Source organism: Aeromicrobium sp. (assembly GCF_047607065.1).
Classification (GTDB): Bacteria; Actinomycetota; Actinomycetes; order Propionibacteriales; family Nocardioidaceae; genus Aeromicrobium.
Map to the genome: position 1 here is coordinate 23,272 of NZ_JASGDU010000034.1, position 14,693 is coordinate 37,964.

At 69.1% G+C, this 14,693-nt stretch carries 15 protein-coding genes, 1 pseudogene and 1 riboswitch; of the genes and pseudogenes, 4 read left to right on the forward strand and 12 right to left on the reverse strand.

All coding sequences use genetic code 11. The features are described from left to right. Window positions 1-7 precede the first annotated feature (7 nt). Both QM597_RS04880 and QM597_RS04885 read left to right on the forward strand, forming a co-directional pair. Complete coding sequence (locus QM597_RS04880) at window positions 8-1,336, forward strand: adenylate/guanylate cyclase domain-containing protein (protein ID WP_415003751.1); 1,329 nt, start codon at window positions 8-10, stop codon at window positions 1,334-1,336. Beyond that, the gene (locus QM597_RS04885) at window positions 1,333-2,418 is read left to right on the forward strand and encodes a Glu/Leu/Phe/Val dehydrogenase dimerization domain-containing protein (protein ID WP_415003752.1); all 1,086 of its coding nucleotides are present in this window, start codon (window positions 1,333-1,335) and stop codon (window positions 2,416-2,418) included. Before QM597_RS04880 ends, QM597_RS04885 begins: the two co-directional genes overlap by 4 nt. Window positions 2,419-2,543: 125 nt before the next feature. Here QM597_RS04885 and QM597_RS04890 read toward each other — a convergent pair whose 3' ends face one another. From QM597_RS04890 to QM597_RS04905, 4 genes are all read right to left on the reverse strand, one after another. Beyond that, a complete protein-coding gene (locus tag QM597_RS04890; RefSeq protein WP_415003753.1) occupies window positions 2,544-2,720 on the reverse strand; it encodes a DUF3073 domain-containing protein in 177 nt (58 codons plus the stop codon). Between the two features lie 85 nt (window positions 2,721-2,805). Then, window positions 2,806-3,861: a phosphoribosylformylglycinamidine cyclo-ligase gene (purM, locus tag QM597_RS04895; RefSeq protein WP_415003754.1), complete on the reverse strand. Its 1,056-nt coding sequence runs from the start codon at window positions 3,859-3,861 to the stop codon at window positions 2,806-2,808. After that, the gene (gene purF, locus QM597_RS04900; protein ID WP_415003755.1) at window positions 3,858-5,345 is read right to left on the reverse strand and encodes an amidophosphoribosyltransferase; all 1,488 of its coding nucleotides are present in this window, start codon (window positions 5,343-5,345) and stop codon (window positions 3,858-3,860) included. The genes purM and purF overlap by 4 nt, the downstream gene beginning before the upstream one ends. 74 nt (window positions 5,346-5,419) lie before the next feature. Further along, on the reverse strand, window positions 5,420-5,764 hold the full coding sequence (locus QM597_RS04905) for a sterol carrier family protein (RefSeq protein ID WP_415003756.1): 345 nt from the start codon (window positions 5,762-5,764) through the stop codon (window positions 5,420-5,422). A gap of 136 nt (window positions 5,765-5,900) precedes the next feature. Between QM597_RS04905 and QM597_RS04910 the strand changes: the two genes are divergently transcribed. Further along, window positions 5,901-6,668, forward strand: coding sequence for an MBL fold metallo-hydrolase (locus tag QM597_RS04910; RefSeq protein WP_415003757.1), 768 nt, complete (start codon window positions 5,901-5,903; stop codon window positions 6,666-6,668). Window positions 6,669-6,777: 109 nt separating this feature from the next. On the opposite strand, the gene QM597_RS04915 is transcribed toward QM597_RS04910, so the two are convergent. The 5 genes from QM597_RS04915 to QM597_RS04935 form a co-directional block, all read right to left on the reverse strand. Further along, window positions 6,778-7,206 (reverse strand): hypothetical protein, encoded by a 429-nt coding sequence (locus QM597_RS04915; protein WP_415003758.1) that lies wholly within the window; start codon window positions 7,204-7,206, stop codon window positions 6,778-6,780. A gap of 3 nt (window positions 7,207-7,209) precedes the next feature. Next, a complete protein-coding gene (locus QM597_RS04920; RefSeq protein ID WP_415003759.1) occupies window positions 7,210-8,193 on the reverse strand; it encodes a ribonucleotide-diphosphate reductase subunit beta in 984 nt (327 codons plus the stop codon). Between the two features lie 111 nt (window positions 8,194-8,304). Beyond that, window positions 8,305-10,929 (reverse strand): ribonucleoside-diphosphate reductase subunit alpha, encoded by a 2,625-nt coding sequence (locus tag QM597_RS04925; RefSeq protein WP_415003760.1) that lies wholly within the window; start codon window positions 10,927-10,929, stop codon window positions 8,305-8,307. Between the two features lie 34 nt (window positions 10,930-10,963). Then, window positions 10,964-11,172: riboswitch (cobalamin riboswitch) on the reverse strand. 108 nt (window positions 11,173-11,280) lie between these two features. Then, window positions 11,281-11,751: a ribonuclease E activity regulator RraA gene (rraA, locus tag QM597_RS04930; RefSeq protein WP_415003761.1), complete on the reverse strand. Its 471-nt coding sequence runs from the start codon at window positions 11,749-11,751 to the stop codon at window positions 11,281-11,283. Next, window positions 11,723-12,061: a hypothetical protein gene (locus QM597_RS04935; protein ID WP_415003762.1), complete on the reverse strand. Its 339-nt coding sequence runs from the start codon at window positions 12,059-12,061 to the stop codon at window positions 11,723-11,725. Before QM597_RS04935 ends, rraA begins: the two co-directional genes overlap by 29 nt. A gap of 135 nt (window positions 12,062-12,196) precedes the next feature. On the opposite strand from QM597_RS04935, the pseudogene QM597_RS04940 reads away from it, so the two are divergent. Further along, window positions 12,197-12,578, forward strand: a pseudogene (locus QM597_RS04940) (DUF6027 family protein). On the opposite strand, the gene QM597_RS04945 reads toward QM597_RS04940, so the two are convergent. From QM597_RS04945 to QM597_RS04955, 3 genes are all read right to left on the reverse strand, one after another. After that, window positions 12,557-12,988 (reverse strand): PIN domain-containing protein, encoded by a 432-nt coding sequence (locus QM597_RS04945; protein WP_415003763.1) that lies wholly within the window; start codon window positions 12,986-12,988, stop codon window positions 12,557-12,559. The pseudogene QM597_RS04940 and the gene QM597_RS04945 sit on opposite strands and share 22 nt — an antisense overlap. Beyond that, window positions 12,985-13,182 carry a type II toxin-antitoxin system VapB family antitoxin gene (locus QM597_RS04950; RefSeq protein ID WP_415003764.1) on the reverse strand — a complete coding sequence of 66 codons (198 nt, stop codon included), beginning with the start codon at window positions 13,180-13,182 and terminating at the stop codon, window positions 12,985-12,987. The genes QM597_RS04945 and QM597_RS04950 overlap by 4 nt, the downstream gene beginning before the upstream one ends. Before the next feature lie 61 nt (window positions 13,183-13,243). After that, the gene (locus QM597_RS04955; RefSeq protein WP_415003765.1) at window positions 13,244-14,647 is read right to left on the reverse strand and encodes a short-chain fatty acyl-CoA regulator family protein; all 1,404 of its coding nucleotides are present in this window, start codon (window positions 14,645-14,647) and stop codon (window positions 13,244-13,246) included. Window positions 14,648-14,693: the final 46 nt, after the last annotated feature.

The following is a 14,693-nucleotide window of genomic DNA, read 5'->3' on the forward strand; positions in this document are numbered from 1 at the left end:
TTTCGTCATGGCGGCAGAGGCACCGAAGCGCTGGTGGTCCGGGCGACTGTCCGAGGCGATGGATCAGCCCCGCATGGCCAAGGCCGCCTCGATCTTGCGGCTCGTCGTGGTCGTCCAGGCTTCGGCCGCCGTGCTCAGCACGGTGTTCGTCCGGGCCTCGGGCCAGTACCGGATGGACATCTACCTGCCGATGCTCGTCAGCGGAACGCTCACCGTCATCGCCATCGCGGCCTTGACCCACCTACTCGCTCGCCGCGACCCGGACGCCGCCACCACGCCGTCGCGCCTGACCTTGGGCTTCGCGGCCGTCGTCTTCGGCCTGTTCGGGACCTCGATGTCCTTCCTCCAGGGCTTCTGGGCCTCGCCGTTCCTGCTGCTGTGCGCGGTGTCCTCGCTCATCATCGGCGTCGCCATCGGCCGCAAATACGGATGGGTGGCGCTCGGCACCGGCATCGTCTCGCTGGTCGTCCTCGAACTGGCGCGGGCTGCCGGGCTGGTCGAGTACGCCCCGGCGCTCCTGACCCGCAGCGTCGACGGATCGAGCGCGATCCTGCGAGTGGTCGCCTCGGCGATCCCGCTCGGCACGTTCACCGCACTGGCGGTCGGGCTGTGCTTCTGCATCCTGCGCAGCAACGAGGAGCACCAGGAAGCGCTGGCGCGCAGCCACGACCTGATCCGCCGCTACGTGCCCGCCCAGGTGGCCGATGCCATCCTCGTCGGCGGCGAGGAGACCACCCGGCTGGAGCGCCGCAAACTCACCATCTTCTTCTCCGACATCGTCAACTTCACCGAGACGACCGACCGCATGGAACCGGAGGAACTGGCGCTGATCCTCGACGAGTACTTCTCGGAGATGACCCGGATCGCCCAGAAGTACGACGGCACCATCGACGAACTCATCGGCGACGCCGTGCTGATCTTCTTCGGCGCGCCTGCGGCCACCGACGACCGCGATCACGCGCTGCGCGCCGTGCGCATGGCCGTCGAAATGCAGCGGGCCGCCGCCGCGCTCAACGCGCGCTGGGAGGACGCCGGGATCGACGCGGGCTTTCGCGTGCGCATGGGCATCAACACCGGGGTCGTCACGGTCGGCAACGTCGGCACCGGCCAGCGCCGCAAGTACGCCGCGCTCGGCCGGGCGGTCAACCTCGCGGCCCGCATCCAGACCCACAGCGCACCCGGCGAGATCCTGCTGAGCCGGCCCACCTGGCTGCTCATCCGGGGTGACCTGGCCTGTTCTTCGCGCGGCCAGGTCGACCTCAAGGGCGTCGGCCGGCCCGTCGAACTCTATGCCGTCGAACCTGTCCACGCCGACTCGTGGAAGGCAGCGCCATGACGACCGAACCCTTCCAGGTCTTCGCCCATGCGCATGAGCAGGTGGTGTTCTGCCACGATCCGGCCAGCGGGCTGCGGGCGATCATCGCCTTGCATTCGACCGTGCTGGGGCCGGGGCTGGGCGGCACTCGCTTCCATCCGTACGCGAGCGAGACCGAGGCGCTGGCCGATGTGCTCGCGCTGAGCCGCGGCATGACCTACAAGAACGCCCTGGCCGGACTCGACCTCGGCGGCGGGAAGGCCGTCATCATCGGCGACCCGCACGCCGACAAGAGCGAGGCGCTGCTGCGCGCGTACGGTCGGTTCGTCGAATCGCTGAACGGCCGGTACTTCACCGCCTGCGACGTCGGCACCTACAGCGCCGACATGGACGTCGTCGCCCGTGAGACCGGCTACGTCACCGGCCGCACCGTCGAACACGGCGGTGCCGGCGACTCCTCGGTGCTGACGGCGTTCGGGGTCTACCAGGGGATGCGCGCGAGCGCCCAGCACGTGTGGGGCGACCCGTCGCTGGCCGGGCGCGCCGTCGGGGTCAGCGGCGTCGGCAAAGTCGGGCGGCACCTCGTGGACCACCTCGTCGAGGAGGACGCCCGGGTCGTCGTCACCGACATCGATCCCGAAACCGTCGACGCCCTCACCCAGGCGCACCCGGACGTGCGGGTCGCGGCCTCGACCGACGCACTCGTGGCCACGGACCTCGACGTCTTCGCGCCGTGCGCCCTCGGCCGCGCGCTGACCGACGACGTGGTGACCTCACTCTCGGCCAAGATCGTCTGCGGCGGTGCCAACAACCAGCTCGCCCACGACGGCACTGCTGCCCTGCTGAGCGCGCGGGGCATCGTCTACGCGCCGGACTACTGCGTCAATGCCGGCGGGGTGATCCAGGTGGCCGACGAACTCGATCCCCTGGGCTTCTCCTTCGAGCGCGCCCGCGCGCGGGCCACGGGCATCTTCGAGACCACCCTGGCCGTGCTGGAGCGCGCGGCGACCGACGGCGTCACGACGGCACAGGCCGCCGACACTGAGGCCGAACGGCGCATGCACGACATCGGCCGCCTGAGGACCCTCTACCTCGGCGATTGAACCGAGTCAGGGGGCGGGGCACCAGAGGTTCCGCTGGCTGAGGTGCGAGGCCGCAAGCGGCCGAGCCTCGAAGCCTGCGGGCAGGTCCCTTCGAGGCTCGCAAACTCGCACCTCAGGGACCGGCGTCAACTGGCGTCGCGGTCCTCGTACTGGGCCGCTAAGTCGGCATATTGATCTGGAATCGGATCACCCGACTCGCCGTGAAGTTCTTGCTGCAGGCTCCCGAAGTCCGGATCGAAGGTCCGGTACTTGAGATTGCGTGCAACCTTGGTCTGCTTGGCTTTCGCACGGCCGCGCCCCATGGGTCGACCCCCTCGCACAGTGATCGTGAAATGTCGTGCGACTAGCCTACCCAATCGCCCCCACCGACGCTCCGCGGGTCCGCGCTCAGGGGTGATCGCCGACGAGCGTGACACTGCCGCCGGGGCCGTACACCCCCGCATCGGCCACGTCTCCGGCGATCCAGGCCGCGATGCCATGCTCGCCGAGCAGCCGCACGGCGGCGTCGGCCGAGGCCGGATCGACGAGCGCGACCATGCCCACGCCCATGTTCAGCGCCTGTTCGAGCGCCGGACGCTCCACACCGCCGAGATCGCCGACGAGACCGAAGATCGGGTCCGGCGTCCACGTGCTCCGGGCCAGACGCACCGACACCTCCGGCGGCACCACGCGCTCGAGGTTGGCCGCCAGGCCGCCGCCGGTCACATGCGACATCGCGTGCGTGCCGCCCGCACGGGCCAGAGCCAGGCACGGCAGCGTGTACAGCCGGGTCGGCGTCAGCAGGGCCTCGCCGAGCGTCGTGCCCAGCTCGGGAACCTGCCGCTCCAGCGACCAGCCGGCGATCTGGAAGAACACGTGCCGCACCAGCGAGTAGCCGTTGGAGTGCAGGCCCGAGGACGCCATCGCCACGACGACATCACCGGGGCGCACCAGCTCGGCACCCAGCAGCGCGTCGGCCTCGACAACCCCGGTGGTCGAACCGGCGATGTCGTACTCGTCGGCACCCAGCAGGCCCGGATGCTCGGCGGTCTCGCCGCCCAGCAGCGCCGTACCGGACTCCGCACACGCCTGCGCGATGCCCTTGACGATCTCGGCAATCCGCTCCGGCACCACCTTGCCGCAGGCGATGTAGTCGGTCATCAACAGCGGCTCGGCACCGCAGACCACCAGGTCGTCGACGAGCATCCCGACGAGGTCGAAGCCGATGGTGTCGTGCTTGTCCAGGCGCTGCGCGATCTGGACCTTCGTGCCAACGCCGTCGGCCGACGTGGCCAGCAGCGGGCGGCGGTACTCCTTCAGCGCAGAAGCGTCGAACAGGCCCGCGAAGCCGCCGATGCCGCCGACGACCTCGGGGCGGCGGGCCTTCTCGACCCACTGCTTCATCAGTTCGACGGCCCGGTCGCCCGCGGCGACGGAGACCCCCGCAGCGGCATAGTCGGTCACGAGATCACCTTCAAGGTCGGAGTATCGGCCGGCAACTCCAGCAGGTGCTTGCCGATCAGGTCGTCCTCGGGCAGGGCGACGGGGTAGATGCCGTCGAAGCACGCCCGGCACAGGTTGTCCTTGGGCACGTTGGTCGCCTCGACGAGGTCGTCCAGCTCGACGTACGACAGCGAGTCCGCGCCGATGGAGCGACAGATCTCCTCGACGCTGATGCCGTTGGCGATCAGTTCAGCCCGCGAGGCGAAGTCGATGCCGTAGAAGCACGGCCACTTGACCGGCGGACTAGAGATGCGCACGTGCACCTCAGCGGCACCGAACTCGCGCAGCATGCGCACAAGCGCGCGCTGGGTGTTGCCGCGCACGATCGAGTCGTCGACCACGACGAGCCGCTTACCCGCGATGACGTCGCGCAACGGGTTGAGTTTGAGCCGGATGCCGAGCTGGCGGATCGTCTGCGACGGCTGGATGAAGGTGCGCCCCACGTAGGAGTTCTTGACCAGGCCGTGCCCGAACGGGATTCCGGACTCCTCGGCGTAGCCAATGGCCGCCGGGGTGCCGGACTCCGGCACGGGGATCACCAGGTCGGCCTCGACCGGAGCCGTACGGGCCAAGTTGCGGCCGATCTGTTCGCGGACGCTGAAGACGCGCTGATCGTTGATCGTCGTGTCCGGGCGGGCGAGGTAGACGTACTCGAAGACGCAGCCCTTCGGCGCGGCCGGGGCGAACCGCTCGCTGCGCAGGCCGCTGGAGTCGACCGCGACGAACTCGCCCGGCTCGATCTCACGGATATAGGACGCGCCGACGATGTCGAGGGCCGCAGTCTCGCTGGCGATGACCCAGCCGCGCTCGAGGCGGCCGAGCACGAGCGGACGGATACCCTGCGGATCGCGTGCGGCGTACAGCGTGTGCTCGTCCATGAAGACCAGGCTGAACGCGCCACGCACCTGGGGCAGCACCTCCAGCGCCGCCTCCTCGACCGAGCGGTCCTGATAGGACGCGAGCAGGCTGGCCATCGCGGCGGTGTCGCTCGTGGCAGTCTCGTGGTGGCGCACCTCACCGCCCAGACGGCGGTCCAGGATGTCGACCAGCTCGTGGGTGTTGGTGAGGTTGCCGTTGTGCGCCAGCGCGACCGAACCGGATGCGGTGGGCCGGAAGGTCGGCTGCGCGTTCTGCCACACGCTCGATCCGGTGGTGGAGTACCGCGCGTGGCCGATGGCGATCTCGCCCTGCAGCGACTCCAGCGTCGACTCGTCGAAAACCTGGCTGACCAGGCCCATGTCCTTGTAGACGAGGATCTGCCGTCCGTTGCCCACCGCGATACCCGCCGACTCCTGGCCACGGTGCTGCAGGGCGTACAGGCCGAAGTAGGTCAGCTTCGCGACCTCCTCGCCGGGTGCCCAGACCCCGAAGACGCCACAGGCATCCTGGGGACCGCGATCTTGAGGATCGATGTCGTGGGTCAAGAGACCATCGCCGCGCGCCACCTGACCAGTGTAAAGCCGTTCTGCCCTGGCCCCGACCGCTCAGGCTCCCCTATGAACCCCAGGTGCGCCCGAGGTCACACCAGCGGGAGGTGGGCAGTGAGGTCCGAGCGCGCCCCGCTGGCGTGCAGACGGGCCTCGGACCAGGCGAGCGTGCCGCGGGCGAGGGCAATCCAGGTCTCCGGGTCGGCCTCCACCACGGCCGGCGGCGTACCGCGCGTGTGCGAGGCCCCCTCGATGACCTGCACCGCGCCGAACGGCGGGACCCGCACCTCCACACTGTGACCGGGAAGGCGCTGTTCGAGCACGGCGAGGAAATGGCGGGTCAGGGCCGCGAGGTCCGTGCGCGCGGCCTCCCCGGCGTCAAGCCGGGCGCACGCGGAGGCGACCTCGGCGCGCGGGAGCCGTCGGTACCGGGCCATCAGAGCGCCGGGGGGCCGTCATGGAAAGACCTGCCGGACCGGCCTCCCCCGGCCACCCGCACCGTGTTCATGGGCCACCTCCGTCGCTGGCACCAGCGTAGGGGACCGGGACGGTTCCGCGCACTACGATCACGCCATGCGTATCCACCATCTGGTCGCCGGCCGGGTCGCCCCGCCGGTCGGCCCGGCCACGATCTGCCACGTCCTGCTGGCCGAGCATCCCGACGGGCTGACCCTGGTGGACTCCGGCTTCAGCCGCGCCGACCTGGCCGACCCCAGGCGGCTCGGCTTCATGCGTCACCTGGTGCGGCCGGTGGCCGGATTCACGGCGGCCGATGCCGTCGAGGGCGCGGGCTTCGACATCGGCGACGTCGCCCACATCGTGCTGACGCACCTGGACTTCGACCACGTCGGCGGCGCGGCGGACTTCCCGAACGCCGTCTGGCATACGACCGCGACCGAATGGACCGCAGCCCGCACCGACACCGCGCGGATCGAGCGGACGCGCTACCGCGACGCGCAGTTGCGCGACGCCCCGGAAGTACGCACCTATGCGGGCGAGGGCGACACGTGGCGGCACGGGCTGTCGGCCCACAGCGTGCTCGACGGGATCAGCCTAGTGCCGCTGGCCGGGCACACCCGCGGCCATGCGGCGGTCGCCCTACAGGGCGAGGACGATCTGGTGGTCCACGCCGGGGACGCGGTGTTCGATGCGAGCAGCTACCGCGCCGCAGGCGTCGACGGTCGGCCGTTGACGAAGATCGCCAGCATGCGGGCCTTCGAGCGGGCCGTGGCGCGCATCCCGAAACGGCTCGCCGCCAATCACGCGGTGCTCGCAGAGCTGCAGGACGATCCGGACGTCACGGTCGTCAACGCCCACGACGAGCGGGTCTTCCCCGGCTGAGCGGACCCGCAGATAGGCGGAGCCGGTCAGCCAGCGGACCTACCTGCGGAATCTCTATGCTCCGCACCTCAGGGACCAGGCAGCGGCATCGGCTCGCTATGGCGTCCGCTCAGGAGGCGGGCCAGCGGCGGTTCCAGGCGACGACCTCGCGGACGCCGAGGTCCGGGTCGTCGGCGAGCGCGTCGAGCACGCCCGCCGGCGTCGCCGGGTGCGCGGCCGTCCACCGGCGCACCGGCGCGGACGCATCGGCCGCGAGGCGCCTCAGCACCTCCGGGGTCGCTCTCGGGCTGCGCGCCACGCAGCAGCGCACCGACATCTCGGCGTCCCCGGCCAGCAGCTCCAGCACTTCGGCCGGCACGTGCACGTTCAGGGCCGCGCTCTCGCGCACCCGCAGATCACCCGAGGCCGCCATCGCCGCGATCCGCCGCAGCTTGCTCTCGCCGACCTGCGGCGAGGCGAAGGTCGCCACCGAGGGCGCGTCCATCGCCTCGCGCAGGCGGGCGCGCTGCTGCGGGGTCCAGAACGTGACACAGGACACGGCTTACGAACCGGCCTTGGCGTTCACCTCGTAGGAGGTGTTGATCGACTCGAAGAAGTTCACCAACTGCAAGGTGTCGTTGGCCGTCGCCATCCACTTGGCCGGATTGGCCACGTTGTAGTGCGGACCGAAACCCAGTTCGTCGAGCCGCCGGTCGGCGAGGTAGCGCACGTACTGGTTGATGTAGTCGGCGTTGACCCCGAGGATGCCGTTGGGCAGCAGGTCGCGGTTGTAGGCCTCCTCCATCTCCACGGCGTCGAGGATCATCTGACGGATCTCCTCGGCGAACTCCGGCGTCGCGACGTCGGGATTCTCGTCGAGCACGGTGAGGATGAGGTTCAGCCCAAACTTCAGGTGCAGGCTCTCGTCGCGCACGATCCACTCGATGAGTGAACCGAAGTTGCGCAGCAAGTTCCGCTGCCGGAAACTCAGCGCCACCATGAAACCCGAGTAGAACCAGATTCCTTCGAGGATCACGTTGTAGGCGATGAGGTTGCGCACGAAGTCGCGCTTGCCCTCGATGGTGGTGATGTCGAGGGTCTGCTCGGTCATCCGCTTGATGAAGCGGATCTCGAACTCCTCCTTCTTCGCCATCGACGGCACCGTCACGTGCGACTCGTACGCGGCGACCCGGTCGATGGGGAAGGTCTCCAGCACGTACTCGAAGCTCATGCAGTGATTGGCCTCCTCCCACATCTGCTTGGCGAGGTAGAGGTGACACTCGGCGGCGTTGACGTAGGGATAGACGCCGAAGGCCAGCGCCTTGTTGACGAGCAGTTCGTTGGGGTTGAAGTAGCTCATCAGGAAGGTCAGCGCGTGCCGCTCCTCGGTGCTCATGCGCTCGAAGTCGGCCAGGTCCTCACCGAGCTGGATCTCGTTGGGGAACCACGTGTTGGCGACGGCCTGGTCGTACAGTTCCATCGCCCAGGGGTAGGTGACGGGCTTGAGGAGGAGTCCCTCCTCAATACCCGTGCCCAGGATGCCCATGCGGGTCTCACTTTCGTTGGATGTCAGGGAATGTCCCTTCGAGGCTCGCCGAACCGGACGCTTCGGTCCCTGAGGTGCGACGAGGAACGAGGAGCCTCGAAGCGACGTCCGTCACTGGCAGGACTCGCACTGGAGGCGTTCAGCGGGGTCGATGGGGCAGAAGGCACCGTCCACGAAGTCCGCCTCGACCACGTCCAGCTCGGCGACGCCCTCGGGCACGACCTCGGCGACCGGCTCGGTGACGTCGAGGCTCGCTTCGCTTCGCACCTCAGCCACCGGAGCTGCCGCTGCGAAGCCACGACGGACCGGGGCCGGAGCCGTGGGGGCAACCGCTCCGAAGCCCCGGCGCGGGGCCACGGCCCCGGTGCCCGAGACGGCCTCGGCCTTGTTGACCTTGACCGTGCTCTGCTCGGCGGTGTGCCGCGGCATCATGTGCAGGTAGTAGGTCGTCTTGACGCCCTTCTTCCAGGCCGCCGCGTACAGGTCGACCATCTCGCCGACGTCACGGCTGGCGAGGTAGATGTTGCGGCTGATCGCCTGGTCGATCCACTTCTGCGCCCGCGCCGCGACCTCAAGGAAGGCGTACGGGGTGAGCTGGAAACTGGTCTGGTAGATCTCGACCAGCTCGGCCGGCACGCCCTCGACCTTGGACAGGTCTCCCTGGTGGCGCAGCAGGTCCTCGCGGACCTTCTCCCACAGGCCCAGCTCGCGCAGGTCCTCGACGAGGTTGCGGTTGACCTCCAGGAACTTGCCGGCGCTGGTGGAGCGGCTGAAGATCTGGCTGAACTGCGGGTCCAGGCCCGGCGTGGTGCCGGCGACCAGGCCGATGGAGGCGGTCGGCGCGATGGCCATGAGGGTCGAGTTGCGGATGCCGCCCTTGACCTTCTCGCGCAGCGATTCCCAGTCCAGTCGGGTCGTGCGGTCGACCTCGACCGGCACCCCCCGGTCGGCCTCCAGCGCGGCGATGGAGTCGATGGGCACCATGCCGCGACTCCAGCCCGATCCGTCGAAGTTCGGGTAGGCACCGCGCTCGCGGGCCAGGTCGGCCGAGGCGTCGATGGCGTGCCAGGAGACGAACTCCATGATCTGATCCATCAGCTCGTAGGCCGACTCCGAGGCGTAGGAGTAGCCGAAGCGCTCGACGATGTCGGTGAAGCCCATGACGCCCAGGCCGAGCGCGCGGTTCTCCTCATTCGAGCGCTCCGATTCGGGCACCGAACTGAGCGTGATGTCGATGAGGTTGTCGAGCTGGCGCACCGCCAGGCGCACCGACGAGGCGAGCCGCTCCCAGTCCACCTTGGCGTGCTGACGGCGGCCGGTGACGTGCCGCGAGAGGTTGATCGAGGCCAGGTTGCAGACCGAGACGTTGTCGCGGTCCTGCGGCAGGCAGATCTCGGTGCACAGGTTCGACAGGTGGATCGTGCCGGTGTTGTCGTTGAGGGCGCGGGTGTTGATGGTGTCCTTCCAGGTCAGCCACGGGTGGCTGGTGGTCTGCAGGCTCACCAGGATCGCGCGGAACTGCTCGCGCGCCTTCATCTTCTTGTGCCGCAGCTCGCCGGCCTCGGCCAGTGCCGCGTACTCGGCGTAGCGCTTGCTGAACGCACGGCCGGTCAGCTCGACCAGATCGGGCACGTCGAGCGGATCGAACAGGTACCACGGGGCATCGTTTTCGACGCGCTTCATGAACTCGTCGGAGATCCACACGGCGGTGTTGGCGGTGCGGGTGCGGCGGTACGGGTCGCCGGAGTTCTGCCGCAGATCGAGGAACTGGGCGAAATCGAGGTGCCAGTTCTCCATGTAGAAGCACAGCGCGCCGAACTTCTTGCCGCCGCGGCTGATCGCGCGCAGCGTCGAGTCGATGGTGTGCATGAAGGGGATCGGGCCGGTCGAGGTGGTGTTGTTGGACCGGATCGGCGACCCCTCGGCGCGCAGCTTCGAGACCGACAGGCCGATGCCGCCGGTGCCCTTGGTCAGCCACATGACGTCGCGCACGCTCTTGGCGATGTGCTCGATGTCGTCTTCCATCTGCATGACGAAGCAGTTGGACAGCTGCGGGTAGCCGGTGCCGGCGTTGACGAGGGTGGAGCCGGCGGCGAGGTATTCGAGGCGGCTCATCTTGTCGTAGAACTTCAGCGCGGCACTGGTGGGATCGACCTCGTTGAGCGACAGGCCCATCGCGACGCGCATCCAGAAGAACTGCGGTACCTCCAGCGGCGTGCCGTCCGGCTCGGTCATCATGTAGCGGTTGCGCATGGTCTGGGCGCCGATGTAGCGCAGCAGGTCGTCGCGGTCGGGGTCGATGGCCGCGCCGAGGACCTCGAGGTCGAAGGCTTCGGCCAGGCGCTCGTCGAGCAGCTTCAGCTCGACGCCGCGCAGGATCGAGGCGACGAAGGCCGGGCCGCACAGCGTGTAGACCTCGTCGCGGGTGACGCCCTCGCCGAAGATCTTCTTGTAGAGGCTCTTGATGAGCAGGCGGGCGGCGATGGTGTCGTAGGCCGGATCGTCCTTGACGTTGCCGAGTGCGACGCCGATGACGGCCTCGTCGAGCTGTTCGGAGCTGATGCCGTCGAACAGGGTGATCTCGAGTTCGGCGCGCAACTGGGTGGCGCGCTCGACCTCGTGGTCGAGGCCGGCGGCAGCCTCGGTGATGGACTTCGCGATCTCGTATCCGTCGTACGGAACCGTCGTGCCGTCGCGCTTGACGACCCCGATGGTGGCGTGTCCGGTGCTGCTCATGTGTCGACCCCTCGTCAACTCGTCGTGTGCTGTGCGTTCGCGGCGATGCGTCGGCAGGTCTTCGGACTCGCGGGCCTGGCCACCGGCCGCCTACTGTCCGTCGCTTCCCAGATCCGAAGACCCAGTGCTGATGACGGAGGTCGTTCCCACTCACCGCTGCGGGGCAGTCCCGGATTCGCACCGGGTTCCCTCTTACGACGACCGCTCTGGATGACCGGCCGAACCAACGCGCAAGTCACTATATAGGGGAAATCACATCCATGTAACCCCCATATCTAGTTTCCTGTGCGCGGCGGCCCCCACAGGCCGGAATACCGGCGAATGTCCGCCGACACTGGGCGCGCGACGCGGCTACGGCGTGGTGACGATCAGGCCGGTGGCGTCGGCGTAGAGGTGGTCGCCCGGTGTGATGGTGACGCCGCCGACCGTCACCGGCACGCCGGCCTCGCCACGACCCTGACGGTTCGAGCGGCGCGGGGTCGATCCGAGGGCGCGCACGCCGAGATCGAGCGTGCGCAACACCTCGACGTCGCGCACAGCCCCGGCGATCACCACGCCGGCCCATCCCTGCTCGACCGCGCCGCCGGCGATGAGGTCGCCCAGCAACGCGACAGCGAGCGACTCTCCTCCGTCGACCACGAGCACATGGCCCTCGCCGGGCGTCGCCAGCAACTCCTTGACGCGGGAGTTGTCCTGCGGACAGCGGGCCGTACGCACCGGGCCGTCGAACACCTCGCGGCCGCCGTAGTCGATGAACGGCAGGGGGAGGACACGGGCAGCCTCGCCCAGTTCGTCACACAGGTCGGGGGTCGTCCAGCTCATGCGCATACTCCTGAGAGGTCAGCGGGAAGATCGGTCTTCTCCCCGCGAGGAAGGCTGCACGGCCTTCACGGTACTGGCCGGACTCGGCAGCGCACGCGGCCGACCGCCCGCGCGTGAAGGCCTGGGCCGCCGCGACGGCTACCGGCGACCGAGCCGCGATCACCCGACCGAGTTCCTGAGCGCGGCCGAGGGCCTCCCCGGCACCGACCACCTCCCCGACCAGCCCCACGGTGCGCGCCCACGCCACGTCGAACAGCTCCCCGCAGATCAACATCCGGCGCGCCTCCGCGAGCCGGCGCGTCGACGGCATGATCGGTCATGTCTTCCTCCTCGTCTCGAGACCACCGTGACGCAGGAGACCACGCCTGCGTCAGGCCGCGAATCGGCGAAGATCTGACAGCCAGGCTTCGCCGTCACCCGCCGATACCTGTGGCACAGTGACCCGATGACGAGCCACGAAGTCGATCCGACCATCGAGTTGACGGCGTGGACCGGGCCGTGGCTCGAGGACGACCCCGACGCGAACCTCAAGGCCGACGTCGCCCTGTATGCCCCGCTGGACCCGTTGCGGACTCAGCGCGGGCACCGACATCCCGGTCGGCGCGCTGGCCCGCTACGTCCTGTCGAAGTACGCGACGTCGGGTAGCGGCTGACTGCTGGAGATCGGTCCGGTCATGGTGCACCGGCTGTGGGAACCCATCCAGGCCGCCGAGGCCGCCGACAGCGATGAGGCACGGCTCACCGCCTACGACCAACTGCGCCAGATGGTCTCGTGGCTGCGCTTCCCGCTCGCGGATAAGAGCGTCTACGAGATCGACGGAGCCTGACCCGACGGCGCGACGTACTCGTGCCGCAGGTCCGTGACCTGCGCGATGTGGTCGAAGTCGTGGTCCGCCGTCAACACGGTCGCGTCGTTCACGAGGGCGTACCCGGCGATGAGGATGTCGGCAGCGCCGGCCGCGCGCACGAGTCCGGCGCGCCACAGCGCGGCCTGCACGTCCAGGACGAGCGATTCGTCGGGGGCGTGCTCCAGCGGGAAGCCCAAGGAGATCTGCTCCCGATAGCGGGCATGCTCGGTCGGCGTGCGGGCGCTGTGGCAGAACTCCAGTACCTGCGGCGGACAGGTGACGAACAGGTCCGCCGGCGCGCGCTCGATGCGCCGCAGCCGCGCGGTGATCGCCGAGTCGCCGGTGGCGAGCCTCGCCCAGACGGAGTTGTCGACCAGGTAGTCGGTCACGAGTCGGCGGGCGCGTCGAGTCCGGCAGGCAGGCCGGACAACTCGGCGATACCGTCGATCATCGCGCCCTTCTGCTTGGCGGCGATCAGCCGGCGCAGCGCCAAGTCCAGCACGGCGCGGTTGGATTTCTCCCCGGTGAGGGCACGAGCGCGTTCGATCAACTGCGGGTCCAGATCCACGCTCGTCACTGCCATCGCACACTCCCTCCCTCGCTATATGACTGATGATATCAGCTAGAGCGGCGGGCCTGCTCGTCTACGGGATCGTCGGCGTCAGCGGGTAAGGGGCGAAGCTGCCGCGGCTCTCGTCGACGAGGAGCGGCCGGCCGATCGGCGGGGCCGCCCGCTGGGGGCATCGCGGTCGGTCACAGGTACGACAGCCAGGACCGATCGGCACGGCGTCGGGAGTCGTCAGATCCAGACCCTTGCTGTAGGCCATGCGACCGGCCTGCCGCAGCTCACAGCCCAGCCCGATGACGAAGGTCTTGGCCGCGTTGCCGTAACCACCGCGCCGCCGCGTGACCGTGCGCGCGACCCACAGGTAGCGCTGCCCGTCGGGCATCTCGGCGACCTGCACGTCGACCCGCCCCGGTGAGGCGAAGGCGTCGTAGACGTTCCACAGCGGGCAGGTTCCGCCGCTGCGGGAGAAGTGGAAGCCGGTCGCCGACTGCCGTTTGGAGATGTTGCCGGCCTTGTCGACCCGCACGAAAATGAACGGAACACCACGCATATGGGGCCGTTGCAGCGTGCTGAGCCGGTGGGCGATCGTCTCGTAGCCGACCCCGAAGTACTCGGCCAGCACCTCGACGTCGTAGCGCATCCGCTCGGCGGCGCGGAAGAACGGCGTGTAGGGCAGGATCAGGGCCCCGGCGAAGTGGTTGGCCAGGCCGATCCGCGCCAGGGACCGTGTCGTGTCGTCGGGCCAGGTCTCCTCGCCGAGCACCTGCTCGATCAGGTCGTCGGCCTCCAGATAGGCCAGCTGGGTGGCCATCCGGTAGGCCTGCTGGCCGGGGCGCAGGTCGCTCGACAGGCGCAGGACCCGCTCGGTCTCCGAGTACGTGTGGGTGTCGACACCCTCCGCCGGAGCGGACTCGACCCGGATGCCGTGGGCCTCCTCCAGGTGACGGCGCAGGTGACGGCGCACCTCGCCCCGGCGCGTGCCGATCTCCTTCGCGAGTCCCTCGGCCGCCCGGTCGAGCACGTCGACGTAGTTCTGCCGGCGGTAGAAGAAGTCGCGTACGTGCTCGTGCGGCATCAGCGCGGGCGACTCGGTGCGCGAGTCGGTGACCGACTCCAGGTGGGTCAGGGCGTCGCGGTACCGGCGGTGCAAGTTGACCACGGCATCGGCGATCTCCGGCATCGAGGCCGCCACCTGCTGCAGGTCGCTCAGCGGGACGGCCTGCCCGCCCGCGGCCTCGGGCAGGGCCTCACGCAGTTCGGCGAGCTGCCGGGCCGTGTCGCGCGGGGCGAAGAAGGTCGGATCGATGCCGAACACCTCGGCCAGCCTCACCAGCACCGTGACGGTGAGCGGACGGGTGTCGTGCTCGATCTGGTTGAGATAGCTCGGCGAGATGGCCAGGATGCGGGCCAGCTCGACCTGCGTCAGCCCGCGCTCCTCGCGCAGCCGGCGCAGGCGCGTCCCGGCGTACACCTTCTCCATGACGTCGAGGGTACGCCGATTTCGCAATGCCGAAGGTTCGCAATCT